Annotated in this window: 16 protein-coding genes; 1 reads left to right on the top strand and 15 read right to left on the bottom strand. The window is 44.7% G+C overall.

The annotated features are described in order from the left end of the window. Nucleotides 1-21: 21 nt before the first annotated feature. From MHB49_RS07450 to MHB49_RS07390, 13 genes are all read right to left on the bottom strand, one after another. A complete protein-coding gene (locus MHB49_RS07450; RefSeq protein ID WP_405155646.1) occupies nucleotides 22-1,167 on the bottom strand; it encodes a glycosyltransferase family 4 protein in 1,146 nt (381 codons plus the stop codon). Between the two features lie 39 nt (nucleotides 1,168-1,206). Beyond that, the gene (locus tag MHB49_RS07445) at nucleotides 1,207-2,289 is read right to left on the bottom strand and encodes a glycosyltransferase family 4 protein (protein ID WP_405155645.1); all 1,083 of its coding nucleotides are present in this window, start codon (nucleotides 2,287-2,289) and stop codon (nucleotides 1,207-1,209) included. Continuing rightward, on the bottom strand, nucleotides 2,282-3,430 hold the full coding sequence (locus MHB49_RS07440; RefSeq protein WP_405155644.1) for a glycosyltransferase: 1,149 nt from the start codon (nucleotides 3,428-3,430) through the stop codon (nucleotides 2,282-2,284). Before MHB49_RS07440 ends, MHB49_RS07445 begins: the two co-directional genes overlap by 8 nt. A 5-nt stretch (nucleotides 3,431-3,435) precedes the next feature. Further along, nucleotides 3,436-4,740, bottom strand: coding sequence for a hypothetical protein (locus MHB49_RS07435; protein ID WP_405155643.1), 1,305 nt, complete (start codon nucleotides 4,738-4,740; stop codon nucleotides 3,436-3,438). A 1-nt stretch (nucleotide 4,741) separates the two neighbouring features. Beyond that, entirely contained in the window at nucleotides 4,742-5,935 is a 1,194-nt protein-coding gene (locus MHB49_RS07430; protein WP_405155642.1) for a glycosyltransferase family 4 protein, read from the bottom strand. A 25-nt stretch (nucleotides 5,936-5,960) separates the two neighbouring features. Further along, the gene (locus tag MHB49_RS07425; protein ID WP_247901244.1) at nucleotides 5,961-6,926 is read right to left on the bottom strand and encodes a UDP-glucuronic acid decarboxylase family protein; all 966 of its coding nucleotides are present in this window, start codon (nucleotides 6,924-6,926) and stop codon (nucleotides 5,961-5,963) included. A 32-nt stretch (nucleotides 6,927-6,958) separates the two neighbouring features. Further along, a complete protein-coding gene (locus MHB49_RS07420; protein WP_247901243.1) occupies nucleotides 6,959-7,627 on the bottom strand; it encodes a sugar transferase in 669 nt (222 codons plus the stop codon). Continuing rightward, on the bottom strand, nucleotides 7,624-8,532 hold the full coding sequence (gene galU, locus MHB49_RS07415) for a UTP--glucose-1-phosphate uridylyltransferase GalU (protein ID WP_247901242.1): 909 nt from the start codon (nucleotides 8,530-8,532) through the stop codon (nucleotides 7,624-7,626). The genes MHB49_RS07420 and galU overlap by 4 nt, the downstream gene beginning before the upstream one ends. 262 nt (nucleotides 8,533-8,794) lie before the next feature. Next, complete coding sequence (locus MHB49_RS07410) at nucleotides 8,795-9,478, bottom strand: CpsD/CapB family tyrosine-protein kinase (protein ID WP_247901241.1); 684 nt, start codon at nucleotides 9,476-9,478, stop codon at nucleotides 8,795-8,797. Beyond that, a complete protein-coding gene (locus tag MHB49_RS07405) occupies nucleotides 9,459-10,208 on the bottom strand; it encodes a YveK family protein (protein ID WP_405155641.1) in 750 nt (249 codons plus the stop codon). The genes MHB49_RS07410 and MHB49_RS07405 overlap by 20 nt, the downstream gene beginning before the upstream one ends. Before the next feature lie 116 nt (nucleotides 10,209-10,324). Continuing rightward, complete coding sequence (locus MHB49_RS07400) at nucleotides 10,325-10,810, bottom strand: tyrosine-protein phosphatase (RefSeq protein WP_405157070.1); 486 nt, start codon at nucleotides 10,808-10,810, stop codon at nucleotides 10,325-10,327. Continuing rightward, nucleotides 10,807-10,938 carry a hypothetical protein gene (locus tag MHB49_RS07395; protein WP_405155640.1) on the bottom strand — a complete coding sequence of 44 codons (132 nt, stop codon included), beginning with the start codon at nucleotides 10,936-10,938 and terminating at the stop codon, nucleotides 10,807-10,809. Before MHB49_RS07395 ends, MHB49_RS07400 begins: the two co-directional genes overlap by 4 nt. A gap of 151 nt (nucleotides 10,939-11,089) precedes the next feature. Next, on the bottom strand, nucleotides 11,090-11,524 hold the full coding sequence (locus tag MHB49_RS07390) for a hypothetical protein (RefSeq protein ID WP_405155639.1): 435 nt from the start codon (nucleotides 11,522-11,524) through the stop codon (nucleotides 11,090-11,092). Between the two features lie 326 nt (nucleotides 11,525-11,850). On the opposite strand from MHB49_RS07390, the gene MHB49_RS07385 reads away from it, so the two are divergent. After that, nucleotides 11,851-12,219 (top strand): helix-turn-helix domain-containing protein, encoded by a 369-nt coding sequence (locus MHB49_RS07385; RefSeq protein ID WP_024632898.1) that lies wholly within the window; start codon nucleotides 11,851-11,853, stop codon nucleotides 12,217-12,219. A 484-nt stretch (nucleotides 12,220-12,703) separates the two neighbouring features. Here the strand turns inward: MHB49_RS07385 and gltB are convergent, their stop codons facing one another. Continuing rightward, a complete protein-coding gene (gene gltB / locus MHB49_RS07380) occupies nucleotides 12,704-17,302 on the bottom strand; it encodes a glutamate synthase large subunit (RefSeq protein ID WP_405155638.1) in 4,599 nt (1,532 codons plus the stop codon). 677 nt (nucleotides 17,303-17,979) lie between these two features. After that, nucleotides 17,980-20,262: a YhgE/Pip family protein gene (locus MHB49_RS07375; RefSeq protein WP_405155637.1), complete on the bottom strand. Its 2,283-nt coding sequence runs from the start codon at nucleotides 20,260-20,262 to the stop codon at nucleotides 17,980-17,982. Nucleotides 20,263-20,299 lie beyond the last annotated feature (37 nt).

The raw sequence follows: 20,299 nt of genomic DNA, 5'->3' as shown, positions 1-20,299 counted from the left end.
CTCACCCCAAATCTTTTTATTTTAGGCTAATTGTTTCAACAGCTGTCCGCGATGCGACCACAGACAATGATTGATAACCCAATCGTAACCGTTATTCCCCATCGTTCTGGCCAGTCCCTCATCTGTAATCAATTCTTCAATACGATCGGCTATTTCCTTTTCATCGAGAGGATCTACGAGATAACCGGTAACTTCATCCTTTACCGCATCGGGAATTCCACCACTATTCCCGGCAATTACAGGCAATCTGTAGTAGTTGGCCTCAAGAAATACAATGCCGAAACCTTCAACATCACCTTTTTCCTTGATATCACGGCTAGGCATAATGAACAGATCAGAACATTCATATAACTGATGCAGCTCATGGTCAGTCGTCCGCCCTGTGAAAACAACTACAGAATCCAACCCGTACTGTCTCACCAGACGTTCCAACTGTTCTTTATAGGGGCCATCACCGCATATTACATATTTAAGATCTGGAATCCGTTCAATCACTTGGCTCATGGCTTTAAGCGTGACATCATGACCTTTGCGTTCAACGAGACGAGAAACGGTAATCATTACTTTTTTACCGTCCAGATCATATTTATCCCGGATATCTTCGTGAAGTCCAGTAGAACCGTTTAATTTACTTACGTTTAATCCCGGTGGAATTATGACTATCTGCAGCTCCGAAATACCCAGCTCTACCAATTTTGACTTCGTATACTGACTATTTGCAATCACCTTGTCAGAGCGTCTTAAAATGAATAATAGGAGTGGAAACAACCTGCTGTTCACCATCCCCATGACATCCAGACCATGAACATAAGGGAAATATTTAATCCCGAAAAAAGCTTTCATTACCGGACCTGCGATACCAACCGGGAAGACATTAACAAAATGTATTTCCTCTGTTTTCTTACGCCATTTCAGAAGAATAAGCTGCATGATTAGAATAAACTGCGATAGAATTAACAGGATTTTATTCGAGTTCCAATAAATTCGTTTTCGAATAATCTCAAAATCGGCCTTCCGGTCAAATTGTTCGGATTCGGCAACATCCTTAATTTTGTTCGTTAGAACCGTGGTCTCCTCTGCAGGAATCTGCGAAATAAGCCCGTAGGCATAATCATGAATTCCTCCTTTTTCCGGCGGGAAATCAATAGCAACAAATACTTTATTCATACGTTTTATCTCCCTTGAAAGACCTTATGAGTCCAGCCACTATACTGTGTTCATAATGATATTGACTGTGTCTTTAGCGCATTTATTCCAAGAAAACAAGCCTGAATGACCTTTACCTTTGTATGACATTTGCGCACTCAATTCTGAATCGGATGTGATCTCAATCAACCGTGATGCTGCATCTTTCGGGTTATCGGGATTAAAATACAAAACGGCATCTCCGCATACTTCAGGAATGGATGCGCGAGAAGATACAATCACCGGGCAACCCGTTGCCATTGCTTCTAAGGGTGGCAATCCAAACCCTTCATATAAGGAAGGAAAAATAAATCCTGCAGCATTTTCATATAGCGCCTTTAACTCTTCATCAGTAACATAACCTACCCAATTAATTGCATCGGAGTCGGTCCATGTTTGTTCACCAAATACTTTGCTGTTTTTGGAGCCAACAATAACCACATTCAGATTATGAGCTTCAATCTCAGGTAATACTTCAAAAATAAGGTTGAAATTTTTGTAGGGATTCATTGTACTCACAGCCAGAACATAGGGAGACTGAATCCCGTATTTTTCAATCGTCCCTTCCGCCGCTTTTTTTCGATGGATGTGATCAATGCCCAAATGAGTGACCGCCAGCTTATGCTCTGCTATCTTACAATGCTGCATCAGCTCTGCTTTGGAGAAATGAGACACTGTAATAATTTTCTTAGAGGTTTTACCCAGTCGTACCATTAGAAATTTGTACCAGGCACGAAAAGCAAAAGAAAAAGCTTTAGGGTAATTGAAGACAGCGGCATCATGAATTGTGACGATTTGGTTTTTGTTAAAAGCAGGACCCGTATTACACAAATTAATTAACAATCCATCCTTGGCATAAAAGGGAAGTTCAAATTGCTCCCAAAGATGTCCTTTCAACTTACCAACCACTTTGAGGCGCATATGTGTGAAAGCTGGTTCATTAAGAATATTGGCAGGGGACAATAAACAAAATTCGTAACTGTTTCTGTCAATTTCCCCCCGTTCAATCAGTTGGTCAATTTCCTTTACCAGTTCCAGTGCATATCGCTGAACTCCTGTTACAGTCTGAGTCAAAAAACGAGCATTAATATATATCTTAATCATGTGCATCTCCAGCTCTCTTCGAATATTCTAAACGACTCTTCACGAGGTTTTCCGAAACGGAAGCTCCTGTGACAGCCTCATAATAAAGCCCTACAAGTTCTTCGTTCATCCGAGCAGCGCTAAATTTATCCTTATAGATGCCATAACCTGCCTCACCCATTTTCACCAACTCAGCCCTGTTTAGGTTCTTCAGGATGTCCAACAGTTTGTGAGAATGTTCAATGTCAAAAATATATCCATTTACACCATGTTGAATGAGTTCCGGTAAAGCTCCACGATTACTTCCTATGACAGGTTTGTGATTGTTCATCGCTTCAATGGCTACAAGTCCGAACCCTTCCCATCTAGAGGGCATAATGACTGCATCGCATTGCTGATAATATCGATCTATGTCCGCATTATTCACCCAACCAAGTCGAGTAACGTTTTCGGGAAATTCCCATGCATTATCTTCAAGTACATTATCTCCGATAACATAAAGATGAATATGTTGCTTTATTTCGGGATTTTCTATAAATAGATTTAATACAATATCAAGCCCTTTTTGTCGGTCATACCTGCCTACGAATAGCAACTTAATGATGTTAGGGTCTTCCGAAGATTCGCTGATAGGATTCACGTTATTGCGTTCGCGTACACCGTTATATACGAGTTTAGACTTGGAAGTAGATAGTCCCAAGTGTAAAGATTGTTCCAGTTCATATCTCGAAATATTAACAACGACATCTGTTTTGAGTTCCATCAGCTTTTCTATTAAGAGATATCCCTTTTTGTATACTGGCTTTGTATCCATAAGAAAAGCCCAGCCATGGGAACAATAAAAAACAATTGCCTTCTTGGGTCGTACAAAAAACAACCCTCTTGCAAGCAGGCCTGCAAATGAGCTGTGAATGTGAATAATATCCGGTTGAACTTTCTCGATAATCTTATGAATCTGTCGCATGGCTGAAAGAAAATATTTAGGATGCCGTTTGTATTTATAATACAGAATATGACTTGAATCCAACTCAAAATCGGTGGCACTATTATGCTCACTCATCAGTAGATAAACATCAAAGAATTGCTGTTGATATCCGACAACTTCATTTATATAAGTCGCCATTCCACCAACAACGTACTCGCCGATGTGTAAAATCCTCATTTCCCTCAACCCGCTTTCTGTGGTATATCCCTTGAATCACGAGAATGAACAAGAGCCATACCAATAATCATCCAGAAAAAAATGTTGGCAGGGAACATCTCCAGTACATTCGTTGTAAGACTTGCGGCAGCCACTCCTGCCCCAAGTGCAATTGCCATCTGAGGTAGGCGCAACGGACCTGAATCCGAGATGATATTCATTTTTCTCACTAGAGAGATAACAATCCACATAAATAGAACAAAAAGATAGATCATCCCGATCCAACCTGTCTGTTCATAGAAAGAAAAGTATTGATTATCGACAGCAAAGTTATTGGAATCCAAACCGATAATCATTGTTCTGCGGCTGGCAGCTCCTACGGAACCAATTCCATTCCCAATCGCTCCATTCATCGTAAACGGGGAGGTAAGATTGCTGCCCCATGACTGCAATCGACTCAGTAAAGAAGAACTCGAAAGCAGGTTATTGGATTCAAGTAAACGCCCTCCGAAAAACACAACTGATGGAAGCAAAATGAAGGTGAACGCCAATATTAATGTGTTCTTTTTGCTGTACTTTCGAATTTGAAGAAAAAACATAACCACCTGATATACAATCCAAAGGACCAAAGCAGAACGAATCGTGGATAAGAGTAAAAAACTGATCGTCAACAACTGAATGATTCCTCGAAACATCCGATGATTCACAGCCATTTTAGTCCGTTCTGCAATCAACCCTGTAATGACCAAAGCATACGCATAGCCGTCAGGTGAGTAGGTAATAGATGACAAACGAGGCACACCTTCAAAATAATTTTTAATATTCACACCATAGATAAAACCAAGTGAGATCAACTGTTCAATGCCAAGCGAGTATTGTATCAACCAACCTGCAATTAATAAGAAAAAAACGCTCAGGTTTGTTCTTGCAAAGGGGTATATGCCCTGGCTTTGTGAGAGAAGCATTCCAGCAAATATCATGATTAGTGGCAAGAATGTTATTTTTATACCATATATAAGTGTTACCACACTTGCACCCAGCAACAGATTAAAGGAACCCAGTACAACAACTGACCCCAATACAAATAGAAAAGGTCTGATAAACGAAGCTTGATTGCGGAACACTTTACTTAAAGCAAAGCCCGCAACCAACACCAGTGCCAAGTCCTTAAGTGAACGAATAATGATATTGTCTACATAAATAGAAAGCAAACCATAAACCGACAGATAGATTATTAACAAATGTGTGGTTGTCGTAAACAGCGGAAACTGTGATTCCGACTTTTCATATACATTCAAATAGTGCCTAGAATTCAATGAAGTGAGTTGCATTTTACCCTCCACGCCTGATTAACTTTTCGTATATGTCGATATGCTCTTTAAGAAGATAGGCTTCATTAAATGTCTGGCTATGTGCATAACAATCCTGCTTCAATTGAAGCTTATCTTGTTCAGGCAGACGATAGTATTGAATAATCCCATGAGCGATAGCGTCTGAACGGCAGGCAGGAAAAGAAAATTTTTCCGGTTCAATCAGAATTTCTGGCATGCCTCCTACACGTGATGCGTATACTGGTGTACCTACCTGATAGGACTCGATCACTACTCTTCCAAAAGGCTCAGCCCACGTAGAGGGGACAACTGTAAGATCCATCTCTTTCATCTGTGAGGCAATCAGGGATTTATCCAGTTTCCCTCTGAACATAACGCGCGGATCTGAATCGGCCAACTGTTTTAAATGGTCCAGCAGAGGACCATCCCCAAAAATATGCAGGTTGCCCACAATATCCTGTCCAAGACTTTTTACCGCTTCAATTAAATATTGAACACCCTTTACTTCCGTCAATTGCCCAAAATAACCGATATTCAATGGCTGATGATGGTGAATTTCCTTCTGCGCATACAACTGCTGGACATTGTTATTTTCCTCTACAATGTTATGGATCACATGTTTCGAGGATCGTTCAAAGAAACCAAGTGTTGTATGACTCCCAAGGATATGATTGGAAATACCAATTACCGAAGATATTAATCGACTGTATCTCCTTGATATTTGTCGATATATCCTGGAATAGGCAGATATCTTGATCGGGTCAATCAATGAAAAGTCACGTAACGTATGCACGACAGGAATATTCAATTCATGTGCAGCTTTCCAGATCGCCAGACTCAGACCAGGAATATTCTGGGTATGAATAACAGCCGGCTGTACTCTGGTGAGATACGCCTTGATGTATCGATATTGCTTAATATTAAAGATATCCTGGACTCTCCAGATGATTTTATTCGCAGGGGATGTTTCTAACCCAGAGTCACCAATCCAGTACCGATTGTTATAGGGTAACCGCGAGATCTCGATCCCGTTTATCATCTCAGTACGTACTTCTGGTTTCTCGTGTTCACCTACAGTAATGACCTTGACCTCATAATGACGATTCATCGTCTGCGCCAAAATTTGTGTTGATATCTCTGCGCCCCCTATGATATGGGGTGGATACAAGCTGTGAGCTATTAATACCTTTTCCATTCTTCTCAACTCTCTTTGATCAGCTTCATGGGGTTTCCTGCAGAAGCATTGCCCGGTAATGATCAATCGTAAGTTTTAAACCTTCTTCCAGGCTAATTTCAGGTTCCCAATTCAAAATCTCCCGAGCTTTATTGATAACCGGACGTCTAACCTTGGGGTCATCTTCTGGCAAAGGTAAAAATACGATCTTGCTGTCTGATTGCGTAAGCTCTTTAACTAAATGAGCGACTTCAAGTATGCTATATTCCGTTGGATTACCAATGTTGATAATTTCTCCATTTGCTCTATCTACAGCCATCAGTTGTTGTAGTCCTCGAATGTTATCATCCACATAACAGAATGAGCGAGTCTGTGCCCCGTCCCCATACACCGTAATATCCTGTCCAGTCAGTGCCTGTGTTACAAAGTTGGAAATCACACGACCGTCATCGTTCCGAAGTCCTGAGGAATAGGTATTAAAAATACGTGCTACCTTCACGTTAACGCTGTGTTTCGTGTAGTACTCGTAGCAAAAAACTTCGCCCAAGCGCTTGGCCTCATCATAGCAGGCTCTTGGTCCCCAAGTATTGACGTTACCTCGATAACTCTCAGGTTGTGGATGAACTTCAGGATCTCCGTAAGCTTCACTCGTACTTGAATACAGGAACTTTGCTCCTTTCGTACGGGCTAGCTCCAGCAAATGATAGGTTCCCCGAGTGTTTACCCAGATCGTACCGATCGAGTCGGCCTGATAGAATTTGGGTGAAGCCGGTGAAGCCAGGTGATAGACTTCATCCACTGGTTGATCTATTAGAAAATCCAGTGAGTCGGGCAGCGTAACATCAGCTTCACGGAAAAAAAAGAGGGGGCTGTTAGCCACCTCTTGCAGATTTTTAGAAACGCCTGTTGAAAGGTTATCTATTCCGGTAACCTGATGTCCTTGATCAATTAATGATTTGACTAGATGTGAGCCCAGGAAACCGGCCGCGCCCGTCACTACAACATGCTTCAATGCGATCACGCTCCATATATCTAAAGAGTAGGTTAAAATGTATTACTTTTGATCATAACGCCAACGGTTTTAAAGATAATGGTTACATCCATCTTAAAAGAGATGTTGGAAATGTAATGAAAATCATATTGCAGATTATGATGAATAGGCTCCTTGCGAGCTTCACTTACCTGCCACAATCCGGTGATCCCAGGTTTCACCAGAAAACGTCTGCGCTCCAGATCCGTATAGCTTTCTTCTACAATTCGCTTCATTTCAGGCCGGGGGCCTATGAAACTCATATCCCCTTTGATTATATTAAGCAATTGCGGTAACTCATCCAGGCTGGTTTTACGAAGTAGTCTGCCCAGCCGTGTAATTCTCGGATCATCGCTTGTCGTTGGGGATGCGCTGTACTTCGGAGCATCCGTGCGCATCGTTCTGAATTTATAAATATTAAACTTCACTCCGTTTTTCCCATAACGCTCCTGTCTGAATATTACAGGTCCTTTGGAATCAAGCTTAATCATAATCGCCGCAACAAGCATGACCGGTGATGTAATCAGCAGCAGTACAGCCGCAATAATAAAATCGACAAACGGTTTTACTACGTCAGCATATCCGCCAACGCGTCGTGAGTAAGGCTGCTCCAATATTGCCGAAGTGCCCTCTTTGGCTAAAGCTTCCCCACTCCCAAAGTACTCCGGTCTTGAAAGTTTCACAGACTATCCCCTCCTGCTACAAGCAATTGGTTCAATTGTTCCTTCATCAGAATCTCTTCAATCGCCATGAGGACCGGCGCACGCAATTCTTTATTTTTGAGTGCAAAGTCAAGTGTGGTCAGAATATAACCCAGCTTCTCACCCACATCAAACCGTGAACCTTCAAAATCATATGCGCTAATGCCTTCATCCCGATTTAACATTTGCAAAGCATCAGTGAGCTGGATTTCACCACCAGCACCTACATTTTGTTCTTCCAGGTATTCAAAAACCTTAGGTGTTAAAATGTAACGACCCATAATAGCCAAGTTAGAAGGTGCTGTACCCAAAGGAGGCTTCTCAATCATGCTGTTTACAGAGGATAGGCGTCCCTCTGTATGCATGGGATCAATAATCCCGTAGCGGTAGGTCTCACTCGGACTCACCGTTTTCACACCGAGTACTGATTGGTTCACCTTTTCATATTGCTCAATAAGCTGTTTAGTGCACGGGACATCAGAAACCACAATGTCATCGCCAAGCAATACAGCAAATGGTTCATTGCCAATAAAGTTTCGAGCACACCACACCGCATGCCCGAGTCCCAGCGCTTCCTTCTGCCTTATGTAATGAATATCAACGTTGGAGGACTTCCGGACTTCTTCCAGTAAACCGAGCTTTCCTTTTTCGAGCAGATTCTGCTCCAGTTCAAACGCACTATCGAAATGGTCTTCAATCGCACGTTTTCCCTTGCCCGTTACAATAATAATGTCCTCAATTCCGGAAGCTACAGCTTCTTCAACGATGTATTGAATGGTCGGTTTATCCACAATAGGGAGCATTTCTTTAGGCATTGCCTTTGTAGCGGGTAAAAATCGGGTTCCCAATCCGGCTGCGGGAATGATTGCTTTCCTCACTCTAGTCATAAATACCACCCTATCCATTAATATTTTTATGTTTAAAAGCATGAGTTGAATCACTTATTAAACACCATGAAATCATGAAATAAATTGATGCAATTCTTACTTTTAATTTCATAAAAGGGCATTAAACCCACCCTCACATCACACCTTTGACGATATACGTCTAAGGTACACTACCCACAGTGTGACCGAGTGCCTACCTTGATAAAGGTATAGTAGACATGACCTTGGAGCATTTACTTTCCGACTTCAATCCCCGTAATCTTTATGCATTTTCCCCATAGTTAGCATTTCTACCCTTTGGCACCTGAACATTGTTCAATACCGCTCCCAGAATTCGTGCGTTCACATGTTCAAGATGTGATTTTGCTTTTTTGACCAGATCCTTCTTCACCTTGCCTGCACTTACTACCAGAATTACGCCATCACATAATGAACTAATAATTAAAGCATCCGTAACTGCTAGAACAGGAGGTGTATCAAATAAAATCACATCATATTTTTCCTTTAAATCTTCGAGCAGAGCTGTCATTTTACGGGATCCTATCATCTCTGAAGGATTAGGAGGTATGGGGCCAGAAGACAGGACATGAAGCCCTTCCACTCCTGTTTCTCGAAGTACTTCCGTAACCTTATATTGGCTGGATAATACACTAGTCAGACCCACGTGATTGGGGACATTAAACATACGATGCACAGCAGGCTTACGTAAATCCGTATCCATAAGCAGAACCTTTTTTCCTTCTTGAGCATAGGCAACGGCAAGATTGCCTATTGTTGTTGTTTTTCCTTCACCAGACAAAGCAGAAGCAATCATGATTGTTTGAATTTGACTATCAATGGATGAAAATAAAATATTTGTTCTCAACTTCCGATAAGCTTCAGATGAACTAGACTTGGGATTAGCCATTGTAACTAGGCTTCCTTTATCATTGGTTAACCGTGGCATATTGGCCATCACCTACCTGCTTTTGAGATGTTGTCTGTTTAGAGATGCGAGCATCTTCCTTCTTAATTCTGGATACAACAGCGAGTGCCGGAATACCCAGCTCTTTCTCTAATTCATCTTCAGTTTTTAAGGTGTCATCCAAGTATTCCAGAAGGAATACAAAACCTATAGCCAGTAAAAGTCCAACGAAAAAACTGACGAGTATGTTTAAAGAAGGATTTACATTAATGGGCCTCGAAGAATCCATAGGTTTGGCTTCACTCAGAATGGTTACATTATCTACTTTCATAATTGCGGGGATTTGGGATTTGAACACTTTGGCAACGGCGTTAACTGTTTTGGCCGCTTTTTCGGAAGATAGACCTGTGGCGGTTAAACTCATAACCTGGGATTCTTTCGCAGTAGTGACTTGAATGTTTTGCCCCAGTTGGCTCCCACTCATGCCTAGATCGGGGTATGTAGCAGCAACTTTATCGAGAATTGCTGGAGATTTAATTATCTCTATATAAGAGTTGATTACCTTAATGTTGGTCTGGATTGAACCAATATCAAGATTAGGGAAACCTTCTGCGTTATATGCCTGATTGACGATTAATTTAGCATTTGCTTCATAAACAGGTACGGTAAAAAAATAATTTTTGACACCGGCTCCGATGCAAGCAACAGCCACAAAGGCTACGATGATCCAAATCCGTTTGCGTAAAATTTGCATATATTCTTTTAGTTCCACGATGTATTCCTCCCTTTATCTTGGTGATATGATCATTCTTTTTCTTATTGGATGACTTACCAAAATAAAAACCCGCGCTTTAGGGCTCTAATCCCCCCTTTTTGTATCTGAGGTATTCATCGAGAATGTTTTTCCACCATATTATGGACGTCCAATGAAATGAAATGAAATCCGTTTTCTTTGCAAAAATGGAAACACCATTTCTGAACTTTTCGCCCGAAAAGTCCTATGACCGATTGAGCCGTAATTTGACATAGAGCACCTTGCCCAAGATATTCAACCAACAATTCAGGATTGTTCTGGATTGGACGATTACGTTCCGGATGAGCGATAATTGGAATGATACCCGCTAATTTAAGTTCATGGAGTATCCCGGGGAACTGCGAGGGAATATGGCCAAAGGGCAATTCCAGCAACATGTAACGGCTCCCGGCGAGTGTGCAGCACTTTCCTGCATATAAGTCTCCAATCAGGTTTTCATGCACCCTGATCTCCTGTCCGGGACGGATCTCCAAGCGAATGTTGCGTTTGCGAAGTTCTGCATGTAGCAGGTCCACTGCCTGATTGACCACGTTGGGTTTATTATTGTACTGCCCGTTCAGGTGATGCGGAGTAGCAATGATCGAGGTAATTCCTGAGGCTGCCGCTTCTCAGCCATCGCAATGGACTGTTCCATAGCAACAGGACCATCATTCAGACCGGATAATATGTGGCAGTGCATTTCAACCATATCCAAACTTCCTCAATGTATGATCCTCCTCGCCCCTTTATTCATTGCGCAAATGCTTTTGGTGTTAAAGAACTAATGCATAACGCTATGAAATATAGTAAAATGGCGTTAAGTACATGCTTGTTCAGAATATGTTTAGAATGTGTTCAACTCATATGGTAAAATCAATGTAATGATAGGTTTTCTGCAAGTTAGGTTGTTCCGATGCTTTCTCATACTGAAACCGGGAAACGGTCGGAAACTGAACTTCTCGAATCATTGTATTTAACTGTCCCGTTATATATAGTGTCTGCTCTTGCTGAATATGCAAGCTTGAATGATACAATGTGAGCTCACCGAATGGCTGTTTCCATTGCAACCTTGCTTGGAGTCGTACGCATACATGGCTGTCTTCCACATCTAAACCAATCAACATCTCTGGTGTTATTGGCAAGTCCAAGTCGCTCAAGAAGGTGATTGCTCGTGTGTCCATACCAAGCAACAGAACGGGGCGTCTTTTGCGGTCTACCAATTTGCCATGAAACTCCTGAATGTACATATGGACATTTAATTTGAGATCCGCCCATTCCTGAATCATTGAATTCATGGCTTCATTCCTTTAGAATGGATTAGCTTGCAAGTGTTGCCTATACTCCTTCTCACAGGTATATTGGCTAGGCAACGTGGTCATACTTAAAATATCCCAAATGATACATTTTGTAACTCCATACGTCCAATTTACGATACAATTTGTATCATGTCAAGCAGTATTTGGACATGGTTCTTTTGATTTACGACAATATGAGATGTCCTTAGACAGACCTATTTACAACTGGGACTAATAAGGCGTTATGCAGGAAAGCTGCCCTGATCAAACACTTGGCTCAGGATTGTTTCAATATATATTTGATGGCGTTCAGGGGGAAATAGCATATGAGCTACGGAAATCGCATTGCTGAATTAAGGGAACAGCGGGGACTTACTCAAGAAGAACTTGCGAGCTCCATTCATATTACAAGAGCTGCTCTCTCCCACTACGAGAAGAACCGACGTAAACCGGATTTCGAAGTGTTAACGAGACTTGCTGACATCTTTGGCGTATCGATTGATTATCTCATTGGACGGACGAAACAAAGTGATGTCGTGATGGATGAGGACGTAAGGGAATTCGTCGACGCCCTTGAATTATCGGATAAGGAAGTGCTGGAACGCTTTGGTCTGATGATTGATGGCAAACCCTTAACAGAAGAAGAGGCACGTCGTTTTATTGCTTTTGTCCGAATGGAACGCAGTATGGATTAAATCCGCAAAGAAGACCCAGCACCGAGGAATATCACTCTCCGGTTTCTGGGCTTTTTTATGTCTTGATTTGATTTCCCTCCATCTATTCGATTCTTGTCGATGTGTTGTCAAGCCCGCTTGTTGTTGTCGGAGGATACGAAATGGTTCCAACGCTCCGGGTCGATTCCGCATTGTAGTAAAACTTTCATGATGTCCATCTGGGTTGCTTCGACTGGTTTACCTTTCGGCTTACGATCGCCCCTGTTTGGATGCTTCATATTCATTCCGCTAACCTCTCTTATCTTTATACTTTCCCTGCCCTCCAAAACTAGCCTTATTATACTTGAGAAAGTTCTTCAATGTTGTCGTCTCATGGCGATAGCGTTTTTTGTGCGGGTTCTAATTTTGTCGAAAACCAAATAGGAGCTCTACAGCGCCGCATTGGACGCCATAAAGCTCCTATTCTTCTTAATACAACCGGTTCATGCACTCTAACAAGAATGAATTAACCTCCTGTACGTGCAAGTTCACGCATGTTGGCTTCAAAAGCAGCCAGCAAAGCAGCCTCTCCGGTCAGGCCCGTGGCCTGAACGCGTTCGATTTGCTCTGTCATTCGTTTAAAGTCCTTCGGTATAACTCGAACAAATTGATCTACAGATTGCTGCCAGTTATCCAGGATGCGCTGACCAGCCGCACTGCCCGTATTCGCAACGTGGCGTTGAATCATACCTCGCAGATCTGCACTCTCAGAAACATCTTCAATGCGCTCCAAAAGTACCATTTCCAGATTACAGCGGTTCAGGAATGTGCCTTTTGGATCATAAACGTAAGCAATACCTCCGGACATGCCAGCTGCAAAGTTACGACCTGTATCACCCAGAACGACGACACGTCCACCCGTCATGTATTCACAACCATGGTCGCCTACACCTTCAACAACCACTTTGGCACCTGAGTTCCGAACAGCAAACCGTTCCCCTGCGATACCACGAATATAGGCTTCACCACTGGTTGCCCCGTATAGAGCTGTGTTACCAATGATGATGTTATCTTCTGCATCGAATGTGGCTTTTGGTGAAGGCATGACGATGAGTTTACCTCCGGATAATCCTTTACCTACATAGTCGTTGGAATCCCCTTCAACGGTCAATGTCATACCTTTAGGTACAAAGGCCCCAAAGCTTTGTCCAGCAGAGCCGACAAATTTGAATTGAATCGTATCCTCTGGCAAGCCTGCAATTCCATATTTGCGTGTAATTTCGCTACCCAAAATAGTTCCTACTGCACGGTTTACGTTGGTAATTGGAAGCACCGCTTCGACCGGTTGACCGGATTCAATTGCAGGTTGCGCCAATGACAGCAACTGCTGCATATCCAATGTCTCTTCCAATTGATGGTTCTGATGCTGTGTACGATAACGTGCTGAGCCTTCCGGCATTTCAGGCACATGCAATAATACCGACAGATCTACACCTTTTTTCTTCCAGTGGTCTACAGCCTCTACCGTTTCGAGACAATCTGTACGACCGACCATTTCCTGAATCGTATGGAAGCCAAGCTCAGCCATGATTTCACGGACATCTTCAGCAACAAAACGCATGAAGTTGACGACATGAGCAGGATCTCCCGTGTAATTTTTACGCAATTCAGGGTTTTGTGTTGCTACACCTACCGGACATGTATCCATCTGGCAGACACGCATCATGATACAGCCGAGTGCAACGAGTGGTGCTGTTGAGAATCCATACTCCTCAGCTCCCAGCAAAGCAGCGATAGCCAAGTCACGGCCATTCAGCATTTTGCCGTCAGTTTCCAGAACAACACGGTCACGCAGATTGTTCAACATTAACGTTTGGTGTGTCTCTGCAAGACCTAGCTCCCAAGGCATTCCCGCGTGGCGAATCGAGCCTTGCGGGGATGCACCTGTACCGCCGTCATAACCGCTGACGAGGATAATATCGGCACGACCTTTGGCAACACCTGCCGCAATCGTTCCAACGCCGACTTCGGATACCAATTTAACGTTGATTTCTGCACGTGGATTGGCATTTTTCAAGTCATAGATCAACTCCGCCAGATCCTCAATCGAGTAGATATCATGGTGCGGTGGCGGGGAGATCAGACCTACACCCGGTGTTGATCCACGAACCTCAGCAACCCAAGGGTATACTTTACGTCCAGGCAGCTGCCCACCTTCACCCGGTTTTGCTCCCTGTGCCATCTTGATCTGAATCTCATCGGCATTGACCAGATAGTTGGATGTTACACCAAAACGTCCGGATGCCACCTGTTTGATGGCACTGCGACGGGAATCCCCGTTGCTATCTTTAATGAAGCGAGCCGGATCTTCCCCGCCCTCACCTGTGTTGGATTTACCGCCAACACGGTTCATGGCAATGGCGAGATCTTCGTGTGCCTCTTTGCTAATCGAACCGAAGGACATTGCCCCGGTTTTGAAACGGCGCATAATACTTTCAACGGATTCCACTTCTTCCAAAGGAATCGCAGGACCGACCGGTTTTAGCTTCAGCATGGAGCGAATGGTCAGTAACTGATCATTTTCGCCTTGCACGAGTTTGGCATACTTTTTATACAGTTTATAATCGCCAGTACGTACAGCATGTTGCAATGTATGGATCGTTTGTGGATTGAACAGATGCTCTTCTCCGTCGTTACGCCATTGGTATTCCCCGCCGGAATCCAGCACTTTGTCATTGCCATCTTTGTCCGTAAAGGCACGGTTGTGGTGAGTCAGCGCTTCAGCAGCCACTTCTTCCAGACCAATCCCGCCAATCCGGGAAGGCGTCCATGTAAAGTAACGGTCAACAAAGTCTGATTTCAGACCCACCGCTTCAAAAATTTGAGCTCCGCGATAGGATTGAATCGTTGAGATTCCCATTTTGGACAATATTTTAATAACGCCCTTGGTAGCGGCTTTAATATAGTTCTTCACGGCTTTTTCATGCGAGATGCCGCGCAGCAGTCCTTGCTGAATCATGTCATCCAGCGTTTCAAATGCCAGATACGGGTTCACTGCACTGACACCGTACCCAAGCAGCAAGGCATAGTGGTGAATATCACGCGGCTCTGCCGATTCCAGCAAAATGCTGACTTTGGTTCTGGTTCCTTTACGGATCAGATGGTGATGCAGACCTGCTACAGCCAACAGTGCTGGAATAGCCGCATTCTCGGCATCCACACCACGGTCAGACAGGATCAAAATGTTATGACCTTTGTCAATGACACGGTCCGCAGCTTCGAAGAGCAGTTCCATCGCTTTGCGAAGTCCTTCTGCGCCCTCTTTCGCTGTAAAGAAGATCGGAATTGTCATGGAACGGAAGCCTGGACGGCGCACGTGACGAATTTTCGCGAAGTCCTCATTAGACAATACCGGTGTATCCAAACGAATCTGGCGACAGCTCTCCGGTTCAGGATTGAGCAAGTTGCGCTCTGGGCCAATCGTTGTAGCCGTAGACGTGACGATCTCTTCACGGATGGCATCAATTGGAGGGTTGGTTACCTGTGCAAACATTTGTTTAAAGTAGTTATACAAACGCTGCGGACGATCCGACAGCACTGCAAGTGGAGCATCATAACCCATGGAACCCGTAGCTTCCATCCCTGTGGATGCCATTGGCTCCAGCACTTTGCGCAGTTCTTCAAATGTATATCCATAGGCCAGCTGAAGCTGGGTCACGTTATCATGTTTTGGATCAGGGAGTTCCGGTGCATCCGGCAGCTCATTCAAATCCATCAGATGTTCATCAAGCCAATCCTGGTACGGATTCTCGGCCGCAATGAGAGCTTTGACTTCCTCATCCGCAATGATACGGCCTTGCTCTGTATCAACAAGCAGCATACGTCCTGGACGCAGGCGGTCTTTGTAGAGAATTTCTTCTGGAGCAATATCAAGTACCCCAACCTCGGAGGACAAAATAATGCGGTCATCCTTCGTTACATAGTAACGTGCAGGACGCAGACCATTCCGGTCAAGGGTTGCACCAATCTGCAAACCGTCCGTAAAGGCCATCGCCGCTGGTCCGTCCCACGGCTCCATCATCGTGCTGTGATATTCATAGAATGCCTTTTTGGCAGGGTCCATTCCCTCATCTGTACTCCAAGGCTCAGGAACCATCATCATGGCCACGTGTGGCAATGAACGGCCGCTCAAATAAAGGAACTCCAACGTGTTATCAAACATGGCTGTATCCGAACCGTCCGGATTGATAACCGGTTTTACTTTCGAGATGTCGTCACCGAACAATTCGCTCTCAAACAGCGACTGGCGTGCATGCATCCAGTTCACGTTACCACGCATCGTATTGATCTCACCGTTGTGGATCATGAAGCGATACGGGTGGGCACGCTCCCAGCTTGGGAATGTATTCGTACTGAAACGGGAGTGAACAAGCGCAATCGCAGATTCCACGAGATCTTCCTGAAGATCCAGATAGAACTGTCCCACCTGTTCAGTTGTCAGCATGCCTTTGTATACAATTTTGCGACAGGACAAGCTTGGCAGGTAAAATGAACCACCTTCTGCTTCATCCGCCGAATAACGAATAGCCAGCTCCGCACGTCTGCGAATGACGTACAACTTCCGTTCAAATCCCAATTCGTCCTTCACTTCTGCCGATCTTCCAATGAATACCTGACGTACATAAGGCTTCGCTGCAAGCGCAGAACGTCCCAGCATCTCATCAAACGTAGGCACATCCCGGAAACCCAGGAATGTCTGGCCTTCTGCTTCGATGATCTTCTTAAGACTCTCTTCATGAGCGTTGCGAATGACCGGGTCCTGTGACAGGAACAACATTCCTACGCCATAGAACCCCTGTTCAGGTAATGCAAAACCAAGGCGGTCCGCTTCCTGCGCAAAATAACGATGTGGAATCTGGATCAGGATACCGGCTCCGTCACCGGAATTGGGCTCACTGCCCTGTCCTCCGCGGTGTTCCATGTTACTAAGCATGGTCAATGCCTGACTAACGATGTCGTGTGAAGGTACTCCTTTGATGTGGGCAACAAAACCCATTCCGCAAGCGTCTTTTTCGAACTGCGGGTCGTACAGACCCTGTTTAGGAGGTAATCCGATGTGTCTCATGGAACGCAACCTTTCTATAATGAAGTATTTCGGAAAGATCAAGAACATAGGCAACAAGCAACAATAAAACGGGAGGAGCGGGCATCTTCAATATGAATAATCGCCTGCTGGATAAACGAGGGCGACAGCAATAAGGGCTGTCAATCTTATAAGTGCTGCTAGTGCGGCAGAGGCCATCCATGAGATGAGAGCTGATGCGGATCATCCGGCAAACAGCTTGTTATAACAACACGCAACCGCTGGCACGGCCGCTGATATGGAGCGACGTTTTTTGATATAGTTCTATTATTTTAACACCGACCTAACATCAGCGCAATTTAAACTTTTTAATACCTCTGATAAGAAATGTTTTGCAGTACAGCTTTAGTGTGATGGTGTTAAAATTCATCTCTTTTTCGAATAATTATACACATTTTATGTCAAAGCACAACTCATTTTATTTTGCTGGCAAAAGAAAATCATTCCATATGTGGCCTGCGTTTATCCATAGTCGGGCCAATTTTTCATGCCATGATCCAGCGAATATCTGCATCTCTATGCATTTGTATACAAAAAGAGTCTGCAACCCATTTTCGGGTCACAGACTCTTTGCACTTTTTGACTACTATATTGCATAATTTCGATACTTGAGTTTAAAGTTTATTTTCAGTATTCTGTCCTATTCCGGTGAATTTGGCTTATGCCGTCACCACTTGGCCGGATTTAGCCGCTTCGACTTCTTTTTTGCGACGTTTGCCGTTCCAAAGGAAGAAAGCCAAGGTCAGCACCACGGACACACCTGCATAGATTGCCAGAATGCCGACCTGATGCCACATCACATCGAAATTGCCACTGGATACAACTGCTTTGAAGCCCATGATGCTGTGCGTCATTGGCAGCCAAGGGCTAAATGCTTGAAGCCACGACGGAATCAGCTCTACCGGGAAAGTTCCCGCACTTGCTGCAAGCTGGAAGACCAACAACAGAATGACAACGTAACGACCTGGCAAGTCCAGCCAAGTTACAAGAGCCTGAACAATAAACATAAAGGTCAGTCCCGTAAAGATCGTGAACAGATAGAACAGCGGTACGCTGTGTGTCTCCAGTCCAAGACCGTACAGCATGAAGCTTGCCACAATTACGGATTGAATGATGCTCACAAAGCCGAATACGAGTGTACGGCTGACAAAACGATTCCAACCCGTTGCGCCCGGTACGGAAGTTTCCCGCATTTTCAACACAATCGTTGAAATCAGCGATCCAACAAACAAACCGATGGACAGGAAGAACGGCGTCAACCCTGTACCGTAATTACTTACGTTCTCTGTTGTGTTCTCGGACGTATTCACAGGTTCGGCGAACATATTCACCACATCGTCTGACTTTTTGACTTCTGATGTTTTCTGAGCTGCATCATTCAGCTTGGTAGCCAGTTCGTTTGAACCGTCTTTCAGTTCAGATAAACCGTCTGCCAGCTTGCCTGCTCCGTCACCAAGTTGTTTGGAGCCGTCCGTAAGTGAACTCACGCCCCCGCTCAGTTTACCCACACCCGTCTGCAGGGCTGTTGTTCCTGAGCCCAGTTGCTTGGCTCCGTCTGCAAGCAGCGTACCACCACTTGCAGCTTCGCCTAGCTTGCCGCTGAATTGCTTCAGGCCATCGGAGAGCTTCGCTCCGCCTTGGCTAAGCTGTCCAGCGCCCGCCAGCAATTGCTGCTGGCCATCCACCAACTGGTTCGCACCCGTCAGAAGCTGCGCTTGTCCTCCATGCAGCTCGGAGGCACCTGCCGCCAGCTGCTGATTGCCCTGGTGCAGCTGATCTGCACCCTGCGCAAGCTTCTGTTCGCTCTCGTGCAGTTGCTTACTGCCTTCAGCAACTGCTGCGCTGGCTGCCAGCAGCTTCTGTACGTCCTCACTGGCTGCCAGCTCAGGGTTGGATGCAGCAAGCTGTTTCAACCCGTCGGCAACGCCCTGAGCACCGTCAGCAACCTTGCTGCTGCCGTCTACTGCCGATTGCAGGCCAGTGGCCAATGTGCCACTGCCCTGGACTGCATTTTGCAGACCCTCAGACAGCTTCGCACTGCCCTGCTCGGACGATTGTAGACCCGCTTGCAGCTTGCCTGCTCCGTCCACGGAAGACCTCAGTCCAGTTTCCAGCTTGGCACTGCCATCCTTCAACTGGTCTGCACCGCTCTGAAGCTGGCTTGTTGCCGCCGCTTGAAGCTGCTGCAAACCGGATACCAGATTGGATGTTCCGCTTTCCAGCTTGGTTGCACCCGTGTGCAGTGCATTGACACCATCACTTAGTGGAGACAAACCATCTTGAAGCTCCAAAGTTCCGGATGCCAACTTCTCCAAATTATCCTTGAGCTTCACAGCCCCATCATCCAGCTTGCCTGCGCCGGTATTCAACTCTCCTGCACCGTCGCCGGCTTCTGCCAATCCGTCCGACACTTCGGAAAATTTGTCTAGCAGTGTCTCCGCATAGGATTCCGTTACTTTGGCCGAAACCTTGGCTTTCAGATCCTTGATGGCCGTCTTGCCAATCTGCGCACCCACGAAGCTATAATTGCCATTTGGTTCGTAGATCAGATCAGCCGGCTCTGGTTTGTCATCAAGCAACGTGGTTGCCTGGGATGAAAAGTTTTCCGGAATCGTAATTTGCATATAATATTTGTCGTTTGCCATGCCTTCTTTGGCTTCGTTTGCACTGACAAAATCCCATTTAAAATCTGCATTTTTCTTCAGTTCATCGACAAGGTCACTACCAACATGCAATGTTTTGCCTTCCAGCTCTGCACCTTTATCAAGGTTAACAACCGCAACCGGCATTTCATCGACATGACCATATGGGTCCCAATAAGCAGCGAGATAGATACCACTATACAGAATCGGAATAAACAAAATGGCAATAACGGGGATCAACACCTTCGGGTTTCTCACGGCCGATCCCACATCCTTGAAAAACACGGATAAAGATTTCATGTCATATTCTCCCCTTGTTTCCTCTGCTCTCTGAGCA

The sequence above is a fragment of the Paenibacillus sp. FSL K6-0108 genome (assembly GCF_045040695.1).
In the GTDB taxonomy this organism is placed as follows: Bacteria; Bacillota; Bacilli; order Paenibacillales; family Paenibacillaceae; genus Paenibacillus; species Paenibacillus pabuli_B.
Note: the sequence above shows the minus strand (reverse complement) of the source record. Positions and strands in the feature narration are given on the sequence as shown.